General features: G+C 70.2%; 12 protein-coding genes and 2 pseudogenes. 9 read left to right on the top strand and 5 right to left on the bottom strand.

From position 1 onward, the window contains the following. Positions 1-27: 27 nt before the first annotated feature. From ACH4D5_RS24150 to ACH4D5_RS24140, 3 genes and pseudogenes are all read left to right on the top strand, one after another. On the top strand, positions 28-1551 hold the full coding sequence (locus tag ACH4D5_RS24150) for a monooxygenase (protein WP_398306235.1): 1524 nt from the start codon (positions 28-30) through the stop codon (positions 1549-1551). 2 nt (positions 1552-1553) lie between these two features. Then, positions 1554-2647 (top strand): annotated as a pseudogene (locus tag ACH4D5_RS24145) (transposase). Positions 2648-2668: 21 nt separating this feature from the next. After that, positions 2669-3172: a hypothetical protein gene (locus ACH4D5_RS24140; RefSeq protein WP_398306233.1), complete on the top strand. Its 504-nt coding sequence runs from the start codon at positions 2669-2671 to the stop codon at positions 3170-3172. Here the strand turns inward: ACH4D5_RS24140 and ACH4D5_RS24135 are convergent. Then, positions 3169-3954, bottom strand: coding sequence for a VOC family protein (locus ACH4D5_RS24135; RefSeq protein WP_398306230.1), 786 nt, complete (start codon positions 3952-3954; stop codon positions 3169-3171). The two genes, ACH4D5_RS24140 and ACH4D5_RS24135, sit on opposite strands and share 4 nt — an antisense overlap. Before the next feature lie 484 nt (positions 3955-4438). Continuing rightward, a complete protein-coding gene (locus tag ACH4D5_RS24130) occupies positions 4439-4858 on the bottom strand; it encodes a nuclear transport factor 2 family protein (protein ID WP_398306228.1) in 420 nt (139 codons plus the stop codon). 301 nt (positions 4859-5159) lie between these two features. Here ACH4D5_RS24130 and ACH4D5_RS24125 point away from each other — a divergent pair, with 301 nt between their 5' ends. Continuing rightward, complete coding sequence (locus ACH4D5_RS24125; protein ID WP_398306226.1) at positions 5160-5348, top strand: hypothetical protein; 189 nt, start codon at positions 5160-5162, stop codon at positions 5346-5348. Between the two features lie 62 nt (positions 5349-5410). On the opposite strand, the gene ACH4D5_RS24120 is transcribed toward ACH4D5_RS24125, so the two are convergent. Beyond that, positions 5411-8197, bottom strand: a complete 2787-nt coding sequence (locus ACH4D5_RS24120; protein ID WP_398306223.1) for an AAA family ATPase — start codon at positions 8195-8197, stop codon at positions 5411-5413. A 624-nt stretch (positions 8198-8821) separates the two neighbouring features. Between ACH4D5_RS24120 and ACH4D5_RS24115 the strand changes: the two genes are divergently transcribed. From ACH4D5_RS24115 to ACH4D5_RS24095, 5 genes and pseudogenes are all read left to right on the top strand, one after another. Further along, on the top strand, positions 8822-10210 hold the full coding sequence (locus ACH4D5_RS24115; protein ID WP_398306220.1) for an FUSC family protein: 1389 nt from the start codon (positions 8822-8824) through the stop codon (positions 10208-10210). Then, a complete protein-coding gene (locus tag ACH4D5_RS24110) occupies positions 10195-10692 on the top strand; it encodes a hypothetical protein (RefSeq protein WP_398306217.1) in 498 nt (165 codons plus the stop codon). The genes ACH4D5_RS24115 and ACH4D5_RS24110 overlap by 16 nt, the downstream gene beginning before the upstream one ends. A gap of 605 nt (positions 10693-11297) precedes the next feature. Continuing rightward, positions 11298-12212, top strand: coding sequence for an MBL fold metallo-hydrolase (locus tag ACH4D5_RS24105; protein WP_398306214.1), 915 nt, complete (start codon positions 11298-11300; stop codon positions 12210-12212). A 20-nt stretch (positions 12213-12232) separates the two neighbouring features. Then, positions 12233-13725, top strand: a pseudogene (locus ACH4D5_RS24100) (carboxylesterase/lipase family protein). 46 nt (positions 13726-13771) lie between these two features. Beyond that, on the top strand, positions 13772-14131 hold the full coding sequence (locus ACH4D5_RS24095; protein ID WP_398306211.1) for a RidA family protein: 360 nt from the start codon (positions 13772-13774) through the stop codon (positions 14129-14131). Positions 14132-14201: 70 nt separating this feature from the next. On the opposite strand, the gene ACH4D5_RS24090 is transcribed toward ACH4D5_RS24095, so the two are convergent. Continuing rightward, a complete protein-coding gene (locus ACH4D5_RS24090; protein WP_398306208.1) occupies positions 14202-14840 on the bottom strand; it encodes a hypothetical protein in 639 nt (212 codons plus the stop codon). A gap of 176 nt (positions 14841-15016) precedes the next feature. Then, entirely contained in the window at positions 15017-16225 is a 1209-nt protein-coding gene (locus ACH4D5_RS24085; protein WP_398306206.1) for an MFS transporter, read from the bottom strand. Between the last annotated feature and the right edge of the window lie 28 nt (positions 16226-16253).

Below are 16253 nucleotides of genomic sequence, written 5' to 3'. Positions count from 1 at the left end.
TTCACTAAATAGAGGAGGTCATCTCTGATGAACCCCGACGTGATCGTCGTAGGCGCGGGCCCGACCGGGCTGATGCTCGCCTGCGAGCTGGCACTGGCGGGCGTACGGACCCGGGTCCTGGAGCGCCGCACCGAACCGCAGCGCCATTCGCGGGCGCTGAGCCTGCACCCGCGCAGCGTGGAACTGATGGACCAGCGGGGGCTGCTCGACCGGTTCCTCCCGCTCGGCCGGACCGTGCCGGGCTGGCACTTCGCGGGGTTGCCCACCCAGCTGGACTTCGGTGCCCTCGACTCCCGGCACGGTTACACCCTCTTCTTGGCCCAGGCGCGCACCGAGGCGATCCTCGAGGAGCGGGCACACGAGCTGGGGGTGGAGATCAGCCGGGGACACGAGATCCTCGGCGTGAGCCAGGACGGCGACGGGGTCGAGGTGGAGACCTGCGTTCCTGGCGGCGGCACCGAGACCGTTCGTGCCCTGTACGCGGTCGGATGCGACGGCGGGCGCAGCCTCGTACGGCGGAGCGCGGAGATCGGCTTCCCCGGCACGGACGAGACCCTGACGGGGATACTCGGGGACTTCGCGGTTGTCGACCCGCGGCCCGGCGCCCTCGATGCGGCACGGGCCCGTGGCGTGATCGTCGCGCCGCTGGAGGGCGGGCTCACCCGGTTCGTCTGCCTGGATCCGGAGCGGATGCGGGTCCCGTCCCGGGAGCCGGTGACCCTGGAGGAATTCCGTACGTCGCTCACCCGTCTCACCAGCTCCGACTGCGGGGTCGCCGAGCCCGACTGGCTGTCGCGCTTCGGCAATGCCACGCGGCTCGCGGAGAGCTACCGCTCGGGACGGATCCTGCTGGCGGGCGACGCCGCCCACATCCACTTCCCCGCGGCGGGCCAGGGGCTCAACACCGGGCTCCAGGACGCCATGAACCTGGGGTGGAAACTGGCCGCCGCGGTACACGGGTGGGCCCCGCCCGGGCTGCTGGACAGTTACGACGCGGAGCGCCGACCGGCCGGCCGGTCGGTGACCGAGAACACCGAGGTCCAGACACTGTTGGCGGAGTTGACGCTGACCTCGGGGTACCAGCGCCCGGCCGCGGCCCTGCGGTCGCTCCTCGACCAGCTGCTGGGCATCGCGGAGGTCAACCACCGGCTCGCCGATCAGGTCTCCGCGCTCGGCACCCATTACCTGCCGGCGGACCCGAGCGCCGACCCGCTGGTGGGGCGTCGTATGCCCGATGTGGGACTGACCGCCGCCGGTTCGGCGGCGACACGGGTGTACGAACTCTTCACCCAGGGCCGCTTCGTTCTGCTCGCTCTGGCGAAGGACCCCGCCCTGCGGGAGGCCGTCGGCACGGACCGGGCCGCCCGGGTCACGGCCGTATCCGTCGACAAGTACGACGACCACGCCGAGCTCGACGGGGTCACCGAAGTGCTCGTACGCCCCGACGGCCACATCGCGTGGGCCACCCGGACCGCCGACCACGCCACGCGCCGCGACGAGCGGGTCCAGGCGCTGACCGCCTGGGCGGGTACACCTTCCTCAAGGAGCTGATCATGTCGGTGACCCGCGTCAACCCACCGTCCGTGCACAACCCGTCCGACCAGATCACCCAGGTCGTCACCGTCGACGGAAGGCAGCTCGTGCATCTCTCCGGGCAGGTCGCCTGGGATGAGCAAGGACAGCCCGTGGGACTCGGTGACCACGGGGCCCAGGCGGCACAGATCGCCCGTAACCTCGACGCCGCACTCGCCGCAGTCGGCGCCACCCGTGACGACATCGTCGACGAGACCGTCTACGTCGTCGACTACACCCCGGAACTGCTGCCCGCGATCTTCGGGCCGCTGCGGGCCGGTGTCGCGAAAGCACCCGCGAGCACGCTGGTGGGCGTGTCCGCGCTCTTCGCGCCGGGGTTCCTCCTGGAGGTCAAGGTGGTCGCCGCGCTCCCCGGACCGGGGAGCCAGGACCGGGCCGTACCGGCCGACGCCGACACCGAGGCGGGCACGTCCGCCAGGGCACACGAGAGGGACGAGGACCAGGATCTCAAAACGGACGGCACTCACCCGCCCGGCCTGGAAGGACCCGTCCTTCGCCGCGCGACTGGAACGCGAGCCTTTGGAGGCCCTGGCGTCGATGGGGGTGCGGGTGGCCCCGGGGGTCAAGGTGCAGGTTGGCAGTACTGCGGTGCGGTAGGCAAGCGGGCCAACTGCCAGGTCACGGTCAGCGTGCAGGCTGCCACCGACACGGCCTCGTGTCCCCTGCAGTGGGCACTGTTCCTGCCCGAGGAATGGGACCAGGACCCGGCCGGAGGCGGGCGGCGGGGGTGCCGGACGAGGTAAGGCATGTCCCCAAGCCCCGGCTGGCCCTGGACCTGCTCGATCAGCTGTCCGGTTCGGCGGAGCGGGTGCCGGTGATCGTGGCGGATGCCGGTTACGGCCGCCGCGTCGGCTTCCGGCAGGCCCTGGAGGAACGCGGCTTGTCCTATGTGGTGGCCGTCGAGGCCAAGGAGGCCGTCCAGCCGGAGGCGGCGGAGCCGTATCGGCCGCCCTATGGCGGGCTGGGGCCACCGACGCGGTCCTGCTACCGCGAACCACACCAGACTCTGGCCGATTCCGTCGAGGCCTCTGCCCGCTTTGAGGAGGTGACCTGACGCCAAGGCAGCCAGGGCCGTATGACCTCCCGTTTCGCCGTGCTCCCGGTGCGGCCGACGGGCAAACTCGCCCGCGCAACCGCCCAGGAACAGGCCGGCGGACGTGCCCGCTGGAACGGCGTGCTGCCGCTGCGCACCTTGCTGGTCGAACAACCCGACGACGCCGGCGAGCCGACCGGCTTCTGGCTGAGCAACCTGCCCGCCAGCCCCCCGATCGCCGACCTGGTGCGGTTCGCGAAGATGCGCCGGCGCATCGAGCACGACTACGCGAACTCAAACACGGCCTGGGCCTGGACCACTTCGAGGCCCGCACCTGGCGCGGCCGGCACCACCACGTCACCCTCGTCACCGCCGCCCAGGCCTTCCTCACCCTCCGGCGGCTTCACCCAAAAGCACCGACTCCAGCCTGAGCCTCTACCAAGTCCTCGACACTCTGCAGGACATGCTGCGGTGCTGGACCGGCACCTGCACCACCACCTGCGGCCGACCACTCACCAGAGCCAGAACCTAACGAAGCACTACTAGGGCGTGTCCGGCGGAACAGAGCCCAGGGGGCGGAGATCCAAACCCGCGACGGATGTCGAGGGCGGAGCGCCCTCGGTCAGTAGAAGCGTGGTGATGGCGTCGGCTGGGCCGGGCGTGAAGTGCACCTCCCCGCCAGGCAACGGCACCACGTTCCTCGCCTGGTCGACCGGGATGCCGAGGAGCTCGCCCAACCATGTGGCGGATGCTGCCGGGTCGGGTGTTTCGATGACGAAGCCGGCCAGGTCGTGCGGCCCGCGCGCGACCCGCCCCGAGCTGTACCGGTCGAGTATGACCTGTCGGTCCGGGGTGTACGTGATGAAGAACGGGGCCCATGTGGGGGCCTCCTGCAGCACGGCTTCGGTGAATGACACCGGTGAGCCTTCACGGGCGAAGACATGCAGGTCCACCTTGTGTCCGGCGCGGCGGAGCCGCTCCGTGGTGGCGTTCACGTCCGTCACGTGCGTGGCGAAATTGAGTGCGCCTCCGCCTGCGGCGAGCAGCGCGTCGACGTGCGGCATCCATGCGGTCATGGCCTGGCCGAAGGGTGAGTCGGTGAACTCGGCGCGGTCCACCACGGTGAGGATCTCGACATAGCGGGCGTCGAGCCGCCAGGCGCCGTTCCGGAAGCCCAGATACGGCTGATTGGCGTGTGCTGGAAGGCCGGCCGCCGTGTACGCCTCGGTGGCCGACTCGACATCGGGGACGCAGTGCAGAAGGTGGTCGAACTCCGGTGACTCGGGCTGCATTTCACGCTCCTGGAGGGTTCCGTGGGTGGCGATCATGCCATCCTGCCACCGGCAGTGTGCCTTGCAGCGGGAAGCCGGTAGCAGAAGGCCCCGGAGGAGGCCGACGATCCTGGCGTGTGGTGATGGGTCGGGGGGGGGAGACTGACATCCGGCTTGACCCATCGGACAGTCCCTAGGGAACCTTGTTGACGACGCTGTCCGCGTCGGCCGCCTTCGCCACGCCCAGGAGCAGGGCGTCTTGTGCGGTGGGGGTTGGCCGTTCGGGTGGCGTGGCGCGTGTACGAGATCGACAGAGGTTCAAAGGCGGGCTCGATAGCCCCGAAGTGTCCCGGTCGGGACACCGCTTCGCCCTGGCGCAGGCTCGGGGCTCTGTACCGGGGCGTAACGGAGGGCTGGGCCCAGGAGACGGGCGGCTGATCCTTTGCCGTTCTTGGCGTCGCTGTCGGTGATGGGGCCGTCGATGGCGCGGTGGCCGCCATCCTGGTCGTTCGCCGCCCGGCACCTGGGTGTCGGCGCCGGTTCAGGTGCCCGCAGCGCGGTCCAGGCGCTCGTAGCAGTCGTAGTTCCGCTGGGCATGGATCTTGCCGTCCCGGAACTCCAGGAAGACCGCGATGTGGGCGCGCAGTTCGTGGCCTGCGGGGAGGTCGCCCAGCGGAACCGCGAGGGTGCCGGTCCAGGTGACTTCGAGGGCGACCACGTCGTTGGCCGCGACCGTGTTGTGCACCTCAAACCGCTGCTGGCTGATGACCTGCTGGCCGCGCTCAGAGTCCTTGAGCACAGTGGCCAGATCGCGGCGGACGCCGTCGGGGAAAAGGGAGTTGGGGAACTCCTGCTGCACCACCTCCTCGTGGAAGAAGCGGGCCAGCTCCTCGCCCGTGGCTCCTTGGGAGACCGCCTGGTGGTAGCGCAGGGCGGTTTCGATATTGGGGTGCTGCGACATGCAGACCAGCGTAGGACGCACCGGGGTGCCAGTGGTATAGGGCTGAGAACTGCGAAACTCCGCGCGAAGCGCAGGGGCTGGTCGGTATCCGCGTCCAGGGCCCACCGTCCGTGGTGCACGCACACCCGCGCCCAGCGCCGCGCGTAGCGCACCATCCGCATGGAGCGTTCCCAGGTGCCCGATACGGCCGGGCGAGTCCTCCCGCCGGGCCGCGGCGCACCACCTTCGCCGTGAACTGCGGATCGCCCCCGTCACATGACGGCTTCCCGCTTCCAAGGATCGCCGGCGCGGGGGGTACTGCGTGCTGGCGGTCCCTGCGGCAGAGGGCTGGCCCTGCGACGTCCGCGCCCTGCTTTCGCCCAGCGCGCGGTGGTGGACAACGGCCGAACGGCGGGACGCGGACGTGCGGGTGGAGCCACGCGTGCTGCTCGACCTCTTCGACGGTTACTGGGAGGGATGGCTGCCCGACGGGGTGGTCTCCCTCGAGTGAGCCCAGGAACAGGAGAAGCGACCTGCGGGGCCGGCACTCGTGCAGCAGCGGGCCCTGCCGTCTCAGATATGGGCACTGGCACCCGACAGGGTGCCTTCGACCACGTCGCGAAGCTGTGATCGGACGGTGATACCCAGTTTGGGGAACACCCGGTAGAGGTGGGAGCCGACCGTGCGCGGCGAGAGGAACAGTTTCTCTCCGATCTCACGGTTCGTCAGGCCGCGGGCGGCGAGCTGGACGATCTGCTGCTGCTGCGGGCTGAGTTCGGTGAAGGCACTGGGCACTACGCTGCCGGCGGCCTCGACGCCGGCGGCGCGCAGTTCTGCTTTGGCCCGCTCGGTCCATGGCCGAGCGCCCAGCCGCTGGAAGATTTCCAGGGCGGCGCTCAGCAGCGGGCGGGCCTCGGCGATACGGCGCCGCCGCCGAAGCCATTCCCCGTAGTCGAGCTGTGTCTGCGCCCGCTCGAACGGCCACTGCTCACCTGCATCCTCCGCCAGTGCCGCTTGGAAGTACGGTTCCGCGCACTCCGGTTCGGCGAGCAGGGCGCGGCCTCGGTCGAGCAGTGCGGTGAGCCGTGCCGACATGCCCGTACTCAGGCGCCGCGCCGATCGTTCCAGCAGTTCGGCGGCGTCCTCCTGTCGGCCTCGGCGGACGGCCGACGCGGCGAGTTCGGCCAGGACGGTGTAGGAGACGTGGTAGTGAACCGGATCGCCGGCGTCGGTGAACGCGGAGCGGAACTGGGTGTACGCGGTGTCGTAGTCGCCGTCGGCCACCGCTGCCAGGCCCAGGGCCCGACGCGCGAAGACCGCGACGGAGCGGCTTTCCAGCGGGTCGACAAGGGTCAGCGCCTGCTCGGCTCTCCGTCGCGCGTCAGCCGACTCGCCGAGCAGGGCGAGCGCCGTGGCGTCGAGTGCCTGGGCACACGCCTCGGCGTGGTCGAGTCCGGCCGACGATGCCATGGCCGCGATATCAGCCGCCACCGATCGGGCCTCAGCCCATCGGCCCTGCTCCAGGAGGGTCCAGCCAGCCGCGCATCTCAGTCCGTCCGGGAGCTGCCCACGGGCCTGCCACTGGTCGAATGCCTCGTCGAAGGTCCTGGCGGCGAGGGTGGTCTGGTCGAGCAGCCAGGCGACGATGGCCAGCGCGGTCAGGCGACTGGCGTCGCCCTTGGCCTCGGCGATGAGCCCGGGCAGCACCGGTGCGAGGGAGGCTCCTGAGCTGCTGGGGTCGGAGACGGCCAGTACCCAGACGTGCAGCGCCGCTCCGGCGGCATCGTCGGGCATGCGGGAGAGCAGGCTCTGGATCTGCCGCTGTTGGGACTCCTCGCCCGAGTAGTAACGGACGACCGCCGCCGCGGCCAGCGCGTCGAGTACGAGGGGCGACCGGGCGTCCGCCGCCTCGTCGGCGACACGCATGAGCAGGGCGAAGGCTGCTGTGTGATGGGGGCCCAGGGACATGAGCTGTCCGGTGGCCAGCGCGGCCTTGTCCAGCAGCGCCTGGTCGTCGGTGCATTCGCGGACTGCGGCGGCCAGGTGTTCCACCCAGCCGAGTTGACCGGTGAATACGGCGGTGGCAGCGGCTTCGGTCAGAAGACGCGCCCGGTCCTCGCGGCGCGGGCTGAGTTCCGCGGCGCGCTCCTGGGCCGCGGCAGCGGCCGCGAAGCCACCCCGGCGCCGGGCCCGGTCCGCCGTCTGTTGCAGGGCGGCCGACACGTCCTGGTCGGGGCGTACGGTTGCGGCGGCGAGGTGCCAGGCGCAGCGGTCGGGCTCCTCGCGCAGCAACTCCGCGAGAGCGAGGTGGGCCCGGCGGCGTTCCTCGAACGACGCGGAATGGTAGACGGCGGAGCGGACAAGCGGGTGCCGGAAGGAGATCCTGGACCCGTCCTGGCGTACGAGACCGGCCCGGTCCGCGGGTACCCATGCCTCGTCGTCCGCCTCGGGAAGTCCCACGGCCGCCGCCTGAGCGTCCGCCGCGTCGGCGGCCGCGAGCAGCAGCAGGATGCGGCGGATCGGTTCCGGTAGGTCCGCCGCGTGCCCCGCGAAGATCCGCTCCAGTCGGTCGGTGACCGGCAGCGGGCCCTCCACGCCGCTACCCTCGGGGCGCCGGATCGCGGTGGCGTGGGCGAGTTCCACCAAGGCCAGCGGGTTGCCGGCCGCCTCCTCGAGGATCCGCACCCGGGTTCGGCCGGTGGGCGGCGTGGGCTGCCGGTCCAGCAGCCGGTTGGCCGCCGCAGCGTCCAGCGGGCCGAGTTCGAGGCGCTCGTATCCCTTGTCGAAACCGGGCAGTGCGTCCGCGGTGCGGACTCCGAGCAGCAGTGTGACGGGCTCGCTGTCCATGCGTCGCGCCACGAAGGAGAGAACGTCCAGTGATCCGCGGTCGATCCACTGGGCGTCATCGACCACCACCAGCAGCGGGGCGGTTTCCGTCAGGTCCGACAACAAGGTCAGGACCGCCAGACCGATGAGCATCGCGTCGGGAGTCTCCGCACACTCTTCGAGCCCCAGGACGGCACGGAGCGCGGAGCGCTGCCGCGACGGCAGTCCCTCCGCTTCACCGAGTACCGGGCGCAGCATCTGATGAAGACCGGCGAATCCAAGGTGCGTCTCGGATTCGCTCCCGACCGCCCGCAGCACTCGGCAACCCGCACCCTGTGCGCGATCGGCCGCGAGGCCGAGCAGCGTGCTCTTTCCGGCACCGGGGTCACCCGTGACGATCAACACGTGGCTGTGGGACCGATCAGCGCCCACACGCCGGATGATTTCTGCGGTCTCGGTTTCTCGGCCCACCACGGCCAGACCGGAATCGCGCGTCGAGCGCTGGTCCCCACGAGCCCTTCCATCGTTTTCCACGGATGCTCCAGAATCGAGGTACCCCCAGACACTAACGTGGGGGAACCGCTACAGCGCCCGCAGGAGCGGTGCCGAACCAGGCGCTGTCATGGTCGCTGGACGCTCGTGGCTGGTCGGCCTCGGGTTCCGTCCGCCTGCGGTCGGCTTGTACGCCATCTCTACGTAGTGGGCCCTGCGTCTCGACGACGGCGATGCCGAGATGCGCCGAGCGTCGCGTGACCCTCTGGGTACCTGGCGGCTGTCTGTCCCCAGTCCGTGCATGCCAGCCCCTGGAACCGTAAGCCGTCGTCGACGGGCGCAGGATCGTCCGGCGCAGCGCGGTCGTCAACGCCGACACGGACGCCTTGTTCGGTTTCACCGTCCAGGCCACCGCGAGCTACCCCACGGTTCTCCACCTGCGTGCCGCAGAACCTCCGAGAGCAGCCACCTGACGCATACAGGACGGAACCTCCGCGCTCCGACACTGGCGACGCAGGCGGTGGCCGGCCAGAACTCCGAGACACCCCTCACGGTCGTGCACCCGCGAAAGGACCTACGGAGATCACCATGGCGGCAAGGGCAACGGCATCGTTGTGGAACCGCTTCGCCGCCGTTGACCCCGGGCTCATACCTCTGACCTCCGCGATGCGCGCCGTGCTCGGCTCAGCCGCGGCCCTTGCCGTGCTGACAGCGCTGGGAGCGCCCGAAACGCCGCTGGTGGTCGGCGGCTTGACCGCGATGACGACGTCACTGGCGATCAGCGACCTGCATCCGCGCGACCAGCTCATCACCCTCGGACTCGGCGCTCCGCTCTCTCTCGCGTCCCTGGCCGCCGGAGCCGTGCTGACGCCGTACCCGACGGCAGCCAAGCTGAGCTTTCTGGCGGTGACCTACCTCGCCGTCCAGGCCCGCCGGTTCGGCCCACGAGGGCTGGACTTGGGGATCTTCGGTTTCATGGCCTTCCTGCTGTCTCAATTCATCCAGGCCCGAGCAGACCAGCTTCCACGACTCGGCGCATCGGTACTTGTGGCTTTCGGGGCCGTCACGACAGTGTGGTACTGCGCCGGCCCCATCACGGAGGCCGGAGCTCCGAGGTGGCTGCGGCACGCATTCGACGTGCGTCTGCACGACATCCTCCGGGACATGGCCTCGGTGGTCGCCGCCGGGCAGGACGACGGCACCCGGAACCGCTCGTTGCAGGACCGCCTCGACAGACTGCACGCTTCCGTGCCGCTGATCGAGGACTTTCTCGACGAGCGCGCCGTCGACGAGGGCACCGAGGACCTGCCGCGGCACATTGGTCGTGTGGAGGTGGCCGCGCAGCGCCTGACCGTACTCACGGTCCGCGCGGCCCGCACACCGGTGGCCCGCAACGATCTGGCGGAACGGACGGCGCGGCAGCGGCTCGCGCAGCGGATCCGGGCTCTCCGGCACCAGCCCACCGTGGGAACGGCTTGTGCATCCGAACAGTGCGAGGAGAGGTGCGAAGGCGGCCCGGCGAACCGGCCGACCGGCTCCGCACATGTGCCGGGCTGCTTCCCCGCGGTCGACGAACTCGCCGCAGCCCTGCGGTTTCTCGGCCAACGCGGCCGCCCGGCAGGGTTCGGGACACCTCCTCACAAGCCCGCCCCACCAACCTTCGGGGCCGTGCCACGCAGGGACACAGACACCGAGAGCCTGGCGCGCCAAGCCACCCGTCAGCCTTTCCAGGTGACGACGGCCTCGGCCCTCGCCGTCGCGGGCGGTCATCTCCTGTCTCCGCACCTGTGGTACTGGGCCGTCGTCACTGCATGGGTCGTCTTCATCGGGACCGAGAGCACCGGCGAGGTGCTGCTGCACAGTGCCCGGCGGTTGGCGGGCACTGTCCTCGGCGTGGTGTTCGGCTACGGCCTGGCCGCCCTCGTCGGCGGAGACGGCCCTGCCCTCCTGATCCTGCTCCTGCTGTGCATGTTCGGGATGTTTTACACCCCGTCACAGGCCTGTTGGGCCGTGACGATCTTCATCACGGCACACTCAGCATGCTGCTCGCGCTGATGGACACCCTCGCGACGCAGTTGCTGCTCCTCCGTGTCCAGGAGACTGCACTGGGAGTGTCCTGCGGGATCCTTGCCGCCGTCCTCGTCATTGCCGCCGTCCTCGTCCTTCCCACGACGGTCCGCCGAGCCAGTGACGAGGAGCTGGTCGGTTTCCTGCGCGTCCTCGACCGCCTCCTTCGGGGCACTGCGTCAGGCAGCACAGACGCGGAAACCCCGACGAGCTTGGACCGCGCGGCACGCGACCTCGACCAGGCATTGGAGTCTTTCCGCAAGGCCTGTCTGCCTCTCACCCATCCGCTCAATCCGCGGCGCGGCCGACGTCAACATGCCCGCCACCTGCTGGAACTTCTTGAGCTCGGCGCGTACCGCGCCCTGGGCCCGGCGGCCACGGCCGAGCGTCTCCCGGCGGGCCATGCCCCCGATTGCGCCCCCGCCTCAACGCCGCGGCCGACCGTGCGCACGAGACCGTGGCCCACCTGATCCGCATCACTGGCCAGCGCCCCGGAATCTCCTCGCACACGGCACGCCCCAGGGTCGTCAGGGCACTGTCCCTGCTCTCGGAGGAGCGGCGGTGAGCCACAGCCGGCCGTCGCCGGAGCACCGCCTGCTGCAGCACATCAATCGCCTCGACTCGACCTTGACCGCACTTGTGCGAGCCCTCGACCCGCTGATCTCGGACCCGGCCGCACCACCATGGTCCCGACAAGTGCGAAGGCGCCCAAGCCGTCTGACACCCCGACAGAACGCATCACGGAGTGACCGCACACCCTTGCATTTCGCTGGTCGTCAGGCATCAAAGCCGCCAACATGAAAGGCAGGGACAGCCGCCACGCACGACACGGCCCGCAAGGGCGAATACGAATTCGGCCGCCGTCTCGTGAACGCGGCGACGTAGCCACGAACTCGTCCACCAGATATCCGGGAATGGAGCTCGTAACGGGGATCCGCCTCGCCTCTCACTGGGGCTAAGAGAGGAAACACCCCTGCTCAGAGCTGTACGCGCAAGTGCAGTCACGTGACGGATACCGCGCCCGCCGGAGCCGCTCGTACGGTTGGGTAAACCTTCCGAACTCCAGGGAAATCGCATGGAACAGATTACGCTCGGCAATGTCACCATCACCCGCGTCCGGGAATACTACGGCCCCGTCGAGATGGAGCCCCACGCCTTCTTCCCGGAAAGCTCGCAGCAGGTCTGGAAGGACGGCGTCCACTGGCTGGCCCCGCATTTCCTGGACGCTGAGACCAACATCGTGAATTCCGCGATCCAGACCTGGCTGCTACGCAGCGGCGGCAAGACCATCCTCGTCGACACCGGTGTGGGTAACCACAAGGAGCGCCCGTACGCGCCGGTCTGGAGCCACCTGGAGACGGACTTCCTGGCCAACCTCGCCCGGGCCGGCATCCAGCCCGAGAACGTGGACATCGTGATCAACACGCATCTCCACATCGACCACGTCGGCTGGAACACCTATCTGGACGGGCGGCAGTGGGTTCCTACGTTCCCCAACGCCACGTATCTGATGCCGAAGGAGGACTTCGACTTCTGGAACCCGGCGAACGGCCACCAGCCGGTGCTCGGCCGCGGCAACCAGAACGTCTTCGAGGACAGCGTGGCCCCGGTGCACGAGGCAGGGCAGACGCTGCTGTGGGAGAACAGCCACCAGATCGACGCCGACCTGCGCCTGGACGCGGCTCCCGGACACACCCCCGGCTCCTCCGTGCTGACCCTCAGCTCCGGGACGGACCGGGCGGTGTTCGTCGGTGACATGCTGCACAACCCGGTGCAGATCGTCGAGCCGGACGCCAACAGCTGCTTCTGCGAGGACCCCGCGGGCGCCCGCGCCACCCGCCGCAAGGTGCTGGGCTGGGCGGCCGACAACAACGCGCTCCTGATCCCCGCCCACCTGGGTGGCCACGGTGCCGCCGAGATCGCGCGTAACGGCAACACGTTCGACATCAAGGGCTGGGCGCCCTTCGCTCCGTACTCCGAGCAGGGCTGACACCCCGGAAAGGCACAGCTGTGAGCCACGAACCCGACCCCGTCGTCACCACCGCGCAGGGAGCCGTCCGCGGTCTCCGTCAGGACGACGGCACCGCCACCTTCCTGAACATCCCCTACGCCGCCCCTCCGCTGGGCGCCGGCCGGTTCGCCCCGCCGCAGCCGCACGAGCCCTGGGGCGGCATACGGGACGCCACCGCGCCCGGCCCCAACGCCCCGCAGTCCGAGCGCAAGCTCGGCAGCATCGACATGGCCCCCTACTTCGGCCCCGGATGGAGCCGCGGCGAGGACTACCTCACCGTCAACGTCTTCCAGCCCGCGGCCGGCGACCGTGACCTGCCCGTCATGGTGTTCGTCCACGGCGGCGGGTTCGTCGCCGGGTCGACCCGGTCCGCGCTGTACGACGGTTCCGCCTTCGCCCGCGACGGCGTCGTCCTGGTCACGCTCAACTACCGGCTCGGCATCGTCGGGTTCCTCGACATCCCCGGGGTGCCCGCCAACCGCGGGCTGCTCGACGTCGTTGCCGCACTGCGCTGGGTGCGGGAGAACATCGCCGCCTTCGGCGGTGACCCGGACAACGTCACCCTCTTCGGCCAGTCGGCCGGGGCGACCGTCGTCGGCGGCGTCCTCGCCACCCCCGGGGCCGCGGGCCTCTTCCGCCGGGCGATCGTGCAGAGCGGCAGCGGTCTGGGTGCGTTCACCTCCGAGCAGGCCGCCCGTGTCACCAAGGCCGCCGCCGAGGAACTGGGCATCGAGCCGCACGTCGACGCCTTCGCGGACATCTCCGACGAGCGCCTGGCGGAAGCAGCCTCCAAGCTCGCGGGCATCGATCTGCAGACCGCCACGCACCACGACCCGCTGATCGGTCTCAGCCCCTTCAGCCTGGTGCTCGACACGCAGCCCGCCGTATCCGTCGCCGCCGGCCTGAGCGCCGATGTCGACCTGCTCGTCGGGATCAACACCGAAGAGGGAAACCTCTACCTGGTCCCCGTGGACAAGTACGCCACCTCGACCGCCGACGATGTCGACGACACCGCGGCGCGCTCGCACCCGAAGCCCGCGCAGCTCGTGGAGACGTACCGCAAGACCCGCCCCGAGGTGTCCTTCGGTGAGCTGCGGTCGGCCATCATGGGCGACGCGCTGTTCGGCGCGGGCAGCTGGGCCCTGGCCGGCGCACACGCCGCCCACCCCCAGTCGGCCACGTTCAGCTACGAGTTCGCCTGGCGCTCCCACGCCCTGGACGGAGACCTCGGCGCCACCCACGCGATGGAACTCCCCTTCGTCTTCGACATCGCGCAACTCCCGCAACTGGTGGGTGAGGGCGCCCTGCTCGGCCCCGAAAAGCCCCCGCGGACCTCGCCGCCCGCACGCACGAGGCCTGGATCCGCTTTGCCAGGACCGGCAACCTCGGCTGGGAGCAGTACGACACCACACGCCGGGCCACCATGCGCATCGACGCCGAGTGGGCCCAGGTCGACGACCCCCGCAGCCAGGAACGACAGGCTTGGGCGTGACCCCTCACACAGAGCGCTGTGTGCGCCCTTCCGCCAAGGACACACCATGACAAGAACCATCATCACCACCGAGAACGCACCCACCCTGCCGGCCCCGCTGTCCCAGGGCATCCGCAAGGGCCCGATCCTGCAGGTCTCCGGGCGGCTCCCGTTCGACCCGGAGACCGGCGAGGTCGTCGGCACCACGGTCGCCGAGCAGACCGCGCAGACCCTGCGCAACGTCACCGCCGTACTCAAGGCGGCCGGCGCCGGCCTGGCGGACGTCGTGATGCTCCGCGTCTACCTCACCGACCCCGCCCACCTGCCCGAGCCGAACGAGGCGTACGCGGCAGCCGTTGACGAACTCGTCGAGGCGCGTGTCGGTGCCCGTCCGTCGTCTGTGACGGCCATGGAGCCGTTGGGGTAGAGGGCGATGCGGCAGTGTCCGCCGTTGCCGCATTCGGCCAAGTCGGCCGCATAGGCGACGACTTCGAAGATCAGGCGCAGGATGCCACTGGGGGTGACGCCGGCGGGGTTCTGGCGGATGTGCTCGAGATGGTCGAGATGCTCGAGGTCGACGGTGCTCGCCCGTCGTGTGTGGTGTTGTGCCAGGAAGCCCTCGGGGCGCTCATCCAAGAAGTGTGCAGGGCGCCTCCGAAAGCCCGAACCTGACGATCAGCCCTGGTCGGCCCTGTTCTCGTATAGCTACGGCGAGGTGGCGTGTAGCGCTGTGCAACGAATCGAGCTGTCGTTTCCACCAGACCCGGATACAGGTGGTTCAAGGCCAGCCACATGCCGCGCGCCGTGTCCGCCGGCGGCGCGAGCCGGCTGCGCTGCGTCCACCCGTCGCCCGTAGTGATCTCCGCGCGGAACGCGGCGGACAGGAACAGCCGGTCGAAGCCGGCACCGGCCCGGTGCCCGAATTCGACCGCCCGCAGCTGGGCCTCCACGCTCCCGTCCCGTCGTCTTTCGATCACGGCCAAGTCCGGCCACGACGGCGACGACGTCGCAAGCGTCATCAGCGCCCGCCCGCCCGGCGCCAACTGCTCCACCAGGGCCTGCGGCACGCGACGGACGGCGAAGGAGACGAAGATCCGGTCATACGGGCCACCGGCGGCCCACCCGGTGGTGCACACTGCCGGTTCCTGGAAGCCCGGCTGCACACCTACGCGACAGCCATCAACCTGCTCTCGCTGGAGAACGCCGCCCTTTCAGGACGAGACCAGAAAGCAGCCACGGTCCGGACTCTGCCCCGCCAATGGCAACACCTGCCCTGAAGGATCACTGTGTGTTGCCCGAGTATCAGACGGCCTCAGACACCCGTAGAGGTCGAGTCGACGGTGTGCAGCGCCGCATGTGGCGGGCGGGGTGTGGCAGGGGACAGGAAAAAGGCCAGTGCCATCAGTGCGGCAGCGGCCACCGGAACGTAGGCGACGCCGAGCGTGCCGACAGCCGCACCGCCCACGGCTGCGGCGACGCCCGTGCCCAGATAGAGGCCTGAGATATTCAGGGACAGGGCGGTCATCCCGGCGGCGGGGCCAGCGGCGGCCAGGACGCTGCCCTGTACCGGTGGAGTGAGGGCCCAGGCGAAGACGGCCCAGCAGGCGATGACGGCTGTCAGCACGTATCGGTTGCCGATGCCGCTGAAGATGAGTCCGGCCGCCAGGGCGAGCGCGATCGCATGCCCGGCCAGGACACGGCGCAGGCTTCGCTGCGGGCCCCACGCATCCGCCACCCGCCCCGACAGCAGCGCCCCCACGAGGCCGGCGGCGCCGACGAGGAACTGCACGAACGTCAACAGGCCGTAGGAGCCTCCCGCGACCTTGGCCGTGTACGGACCGAGGTAGGTGTAGAACATCAGCCCGCCGCTCGCGGCGAGGAACGTGACCGTCACCAGACGCAGCACGGCGCGATCCCGCAGCGGCGCGAGGCGCTCCCGCAAGGGTGCTGGCGCGTTGCCGGGCACAGCCGGGGCTGTGGCCAGCAGGCCCAACGCCGCGAGTGCCGCGACGGCAGCGATCAGCCAGAAGGTCGCGCGCCAGCCGAAGGCCCCGCCCAGCCACGAGCCCAGCGGTACGCCGCTGAACAGCGCGGCGGTCATTCCGGCTGTCACCACCCCCAGGTACCGGCCCTGCGCGCCCTCGGGTGCCCCGGCCGCCGCCGTGGCGAAGGCTGCGGAGGTCACCACCGCCGCGAAGAGAGCGGCGGCCACGCGGGCGCCCAGCAGGAACCAGTATCCGGGGGCAAGGGCTGCGGCCACGTTGGCCAGGGCGAACAGCAGGAGACCCACCAGCAGAACCGTCCGCTTCGCGAAGCGTTCGCAGACCACCGACAGGGTGGGTGCGCCGACGGCATAGATGACGGCGAACGCGGTCACCAACTGCCCGGCGGCGGCGACGCTCACCTCCAGGTCGTCGGCGACGGCGGGCAGCACGCCGGCGATGACGAACTCGTCGGTGGCTGTGGCCAGCAGGGTCAGGAACAGGATGTACAGCCAGCCCGGCAGGGCAGTTTTTCTCATCAGTCGACTACCTCCGTGGAACGCGGTG

This window comes from Streptomyces sp. NPDC018029 (assembly GCF_044327655.1).
In the GTDB taxonomy this organism is placed as follows: domain Bacteria; phylum Actinomycetota; class Actinomycetes; order Streptomycetales; family Streptomycetaceae; genus Streptomyces.
Note: the sequence above shows the minus strand (reverse complement) of the source record. Positions and strands in the feature narration are given on the sequence as shown.

Excerpts from the sequence above, each read along its gene's own strand:
- ACH4D5_RS24150 (WP_398306235.1), top strand. The coding sequence starts at position 28 with ATGAACCCCGACGTGATCGTCGTAGGCGCGGGCCCGACCGGGCTGATG.
- ACH4D5_RS24140 (WP_398306233.1), top strand. The coding sequence starts at position 2,669 with ATGACCTCCCGTTTCGCCGTGCTCCCGGTGCGGCCGACGGGCAAACTC.
- ACH4D5_RS24135 (WP_398306230.1), bottom strand. The coding sequence starts at position 3,954 with ATGATCGCCACCCACGGAACCCTCCAGGAGCGTGAAATGCAGCCCGAG.
- ACH4D5_RS24130 (WP_398306228.1), bottom strand. The coding sequence starts at position 4,858 with ATGTCGCAGCACCCCAATATCGAAACCGCCCTGCGCTACCACCAGGCG.
- ACH4D5_RS24115 (WP_398306220.1), top strand. The coding sequence starts at position 8,822 with ATGCGCGCCGTGCTCGGCTCAGCCGCGGCCCTTGCCGTGCTGACAGCG.
- ACH4D5_RS24110 (WP_398306217.1), top strand. The coding sequence starts at position 10,195 with ATGCTGCTCGCGCTGATGGACACCCTCGCGACGCAGTTGCTGCTCCTC.
- ACH4D5_RS24105 (WP_398306214.1), top strand. The coding sequence starts at position 11,298 with ATGGAACAGATTACGCTCGGCAATGTCACCATCACCCGCGTCCGGGAA.
- ACH4D5_RS24095 (WP_398306211.1), top strand. The coding sequence starts at position 13,772 with ATGACAAGAACCATCATCACCACCGAGAACGCACCCACCCTGCCGGCC.
- ACH4D5_RS24085 (WP_398306206.1), bottom strand. The coding sequence starts at position 16,225 with ATGAGAAAAACTGCCCTGCCGGGCTGGCTGTACATCCTGTTCCTGACC.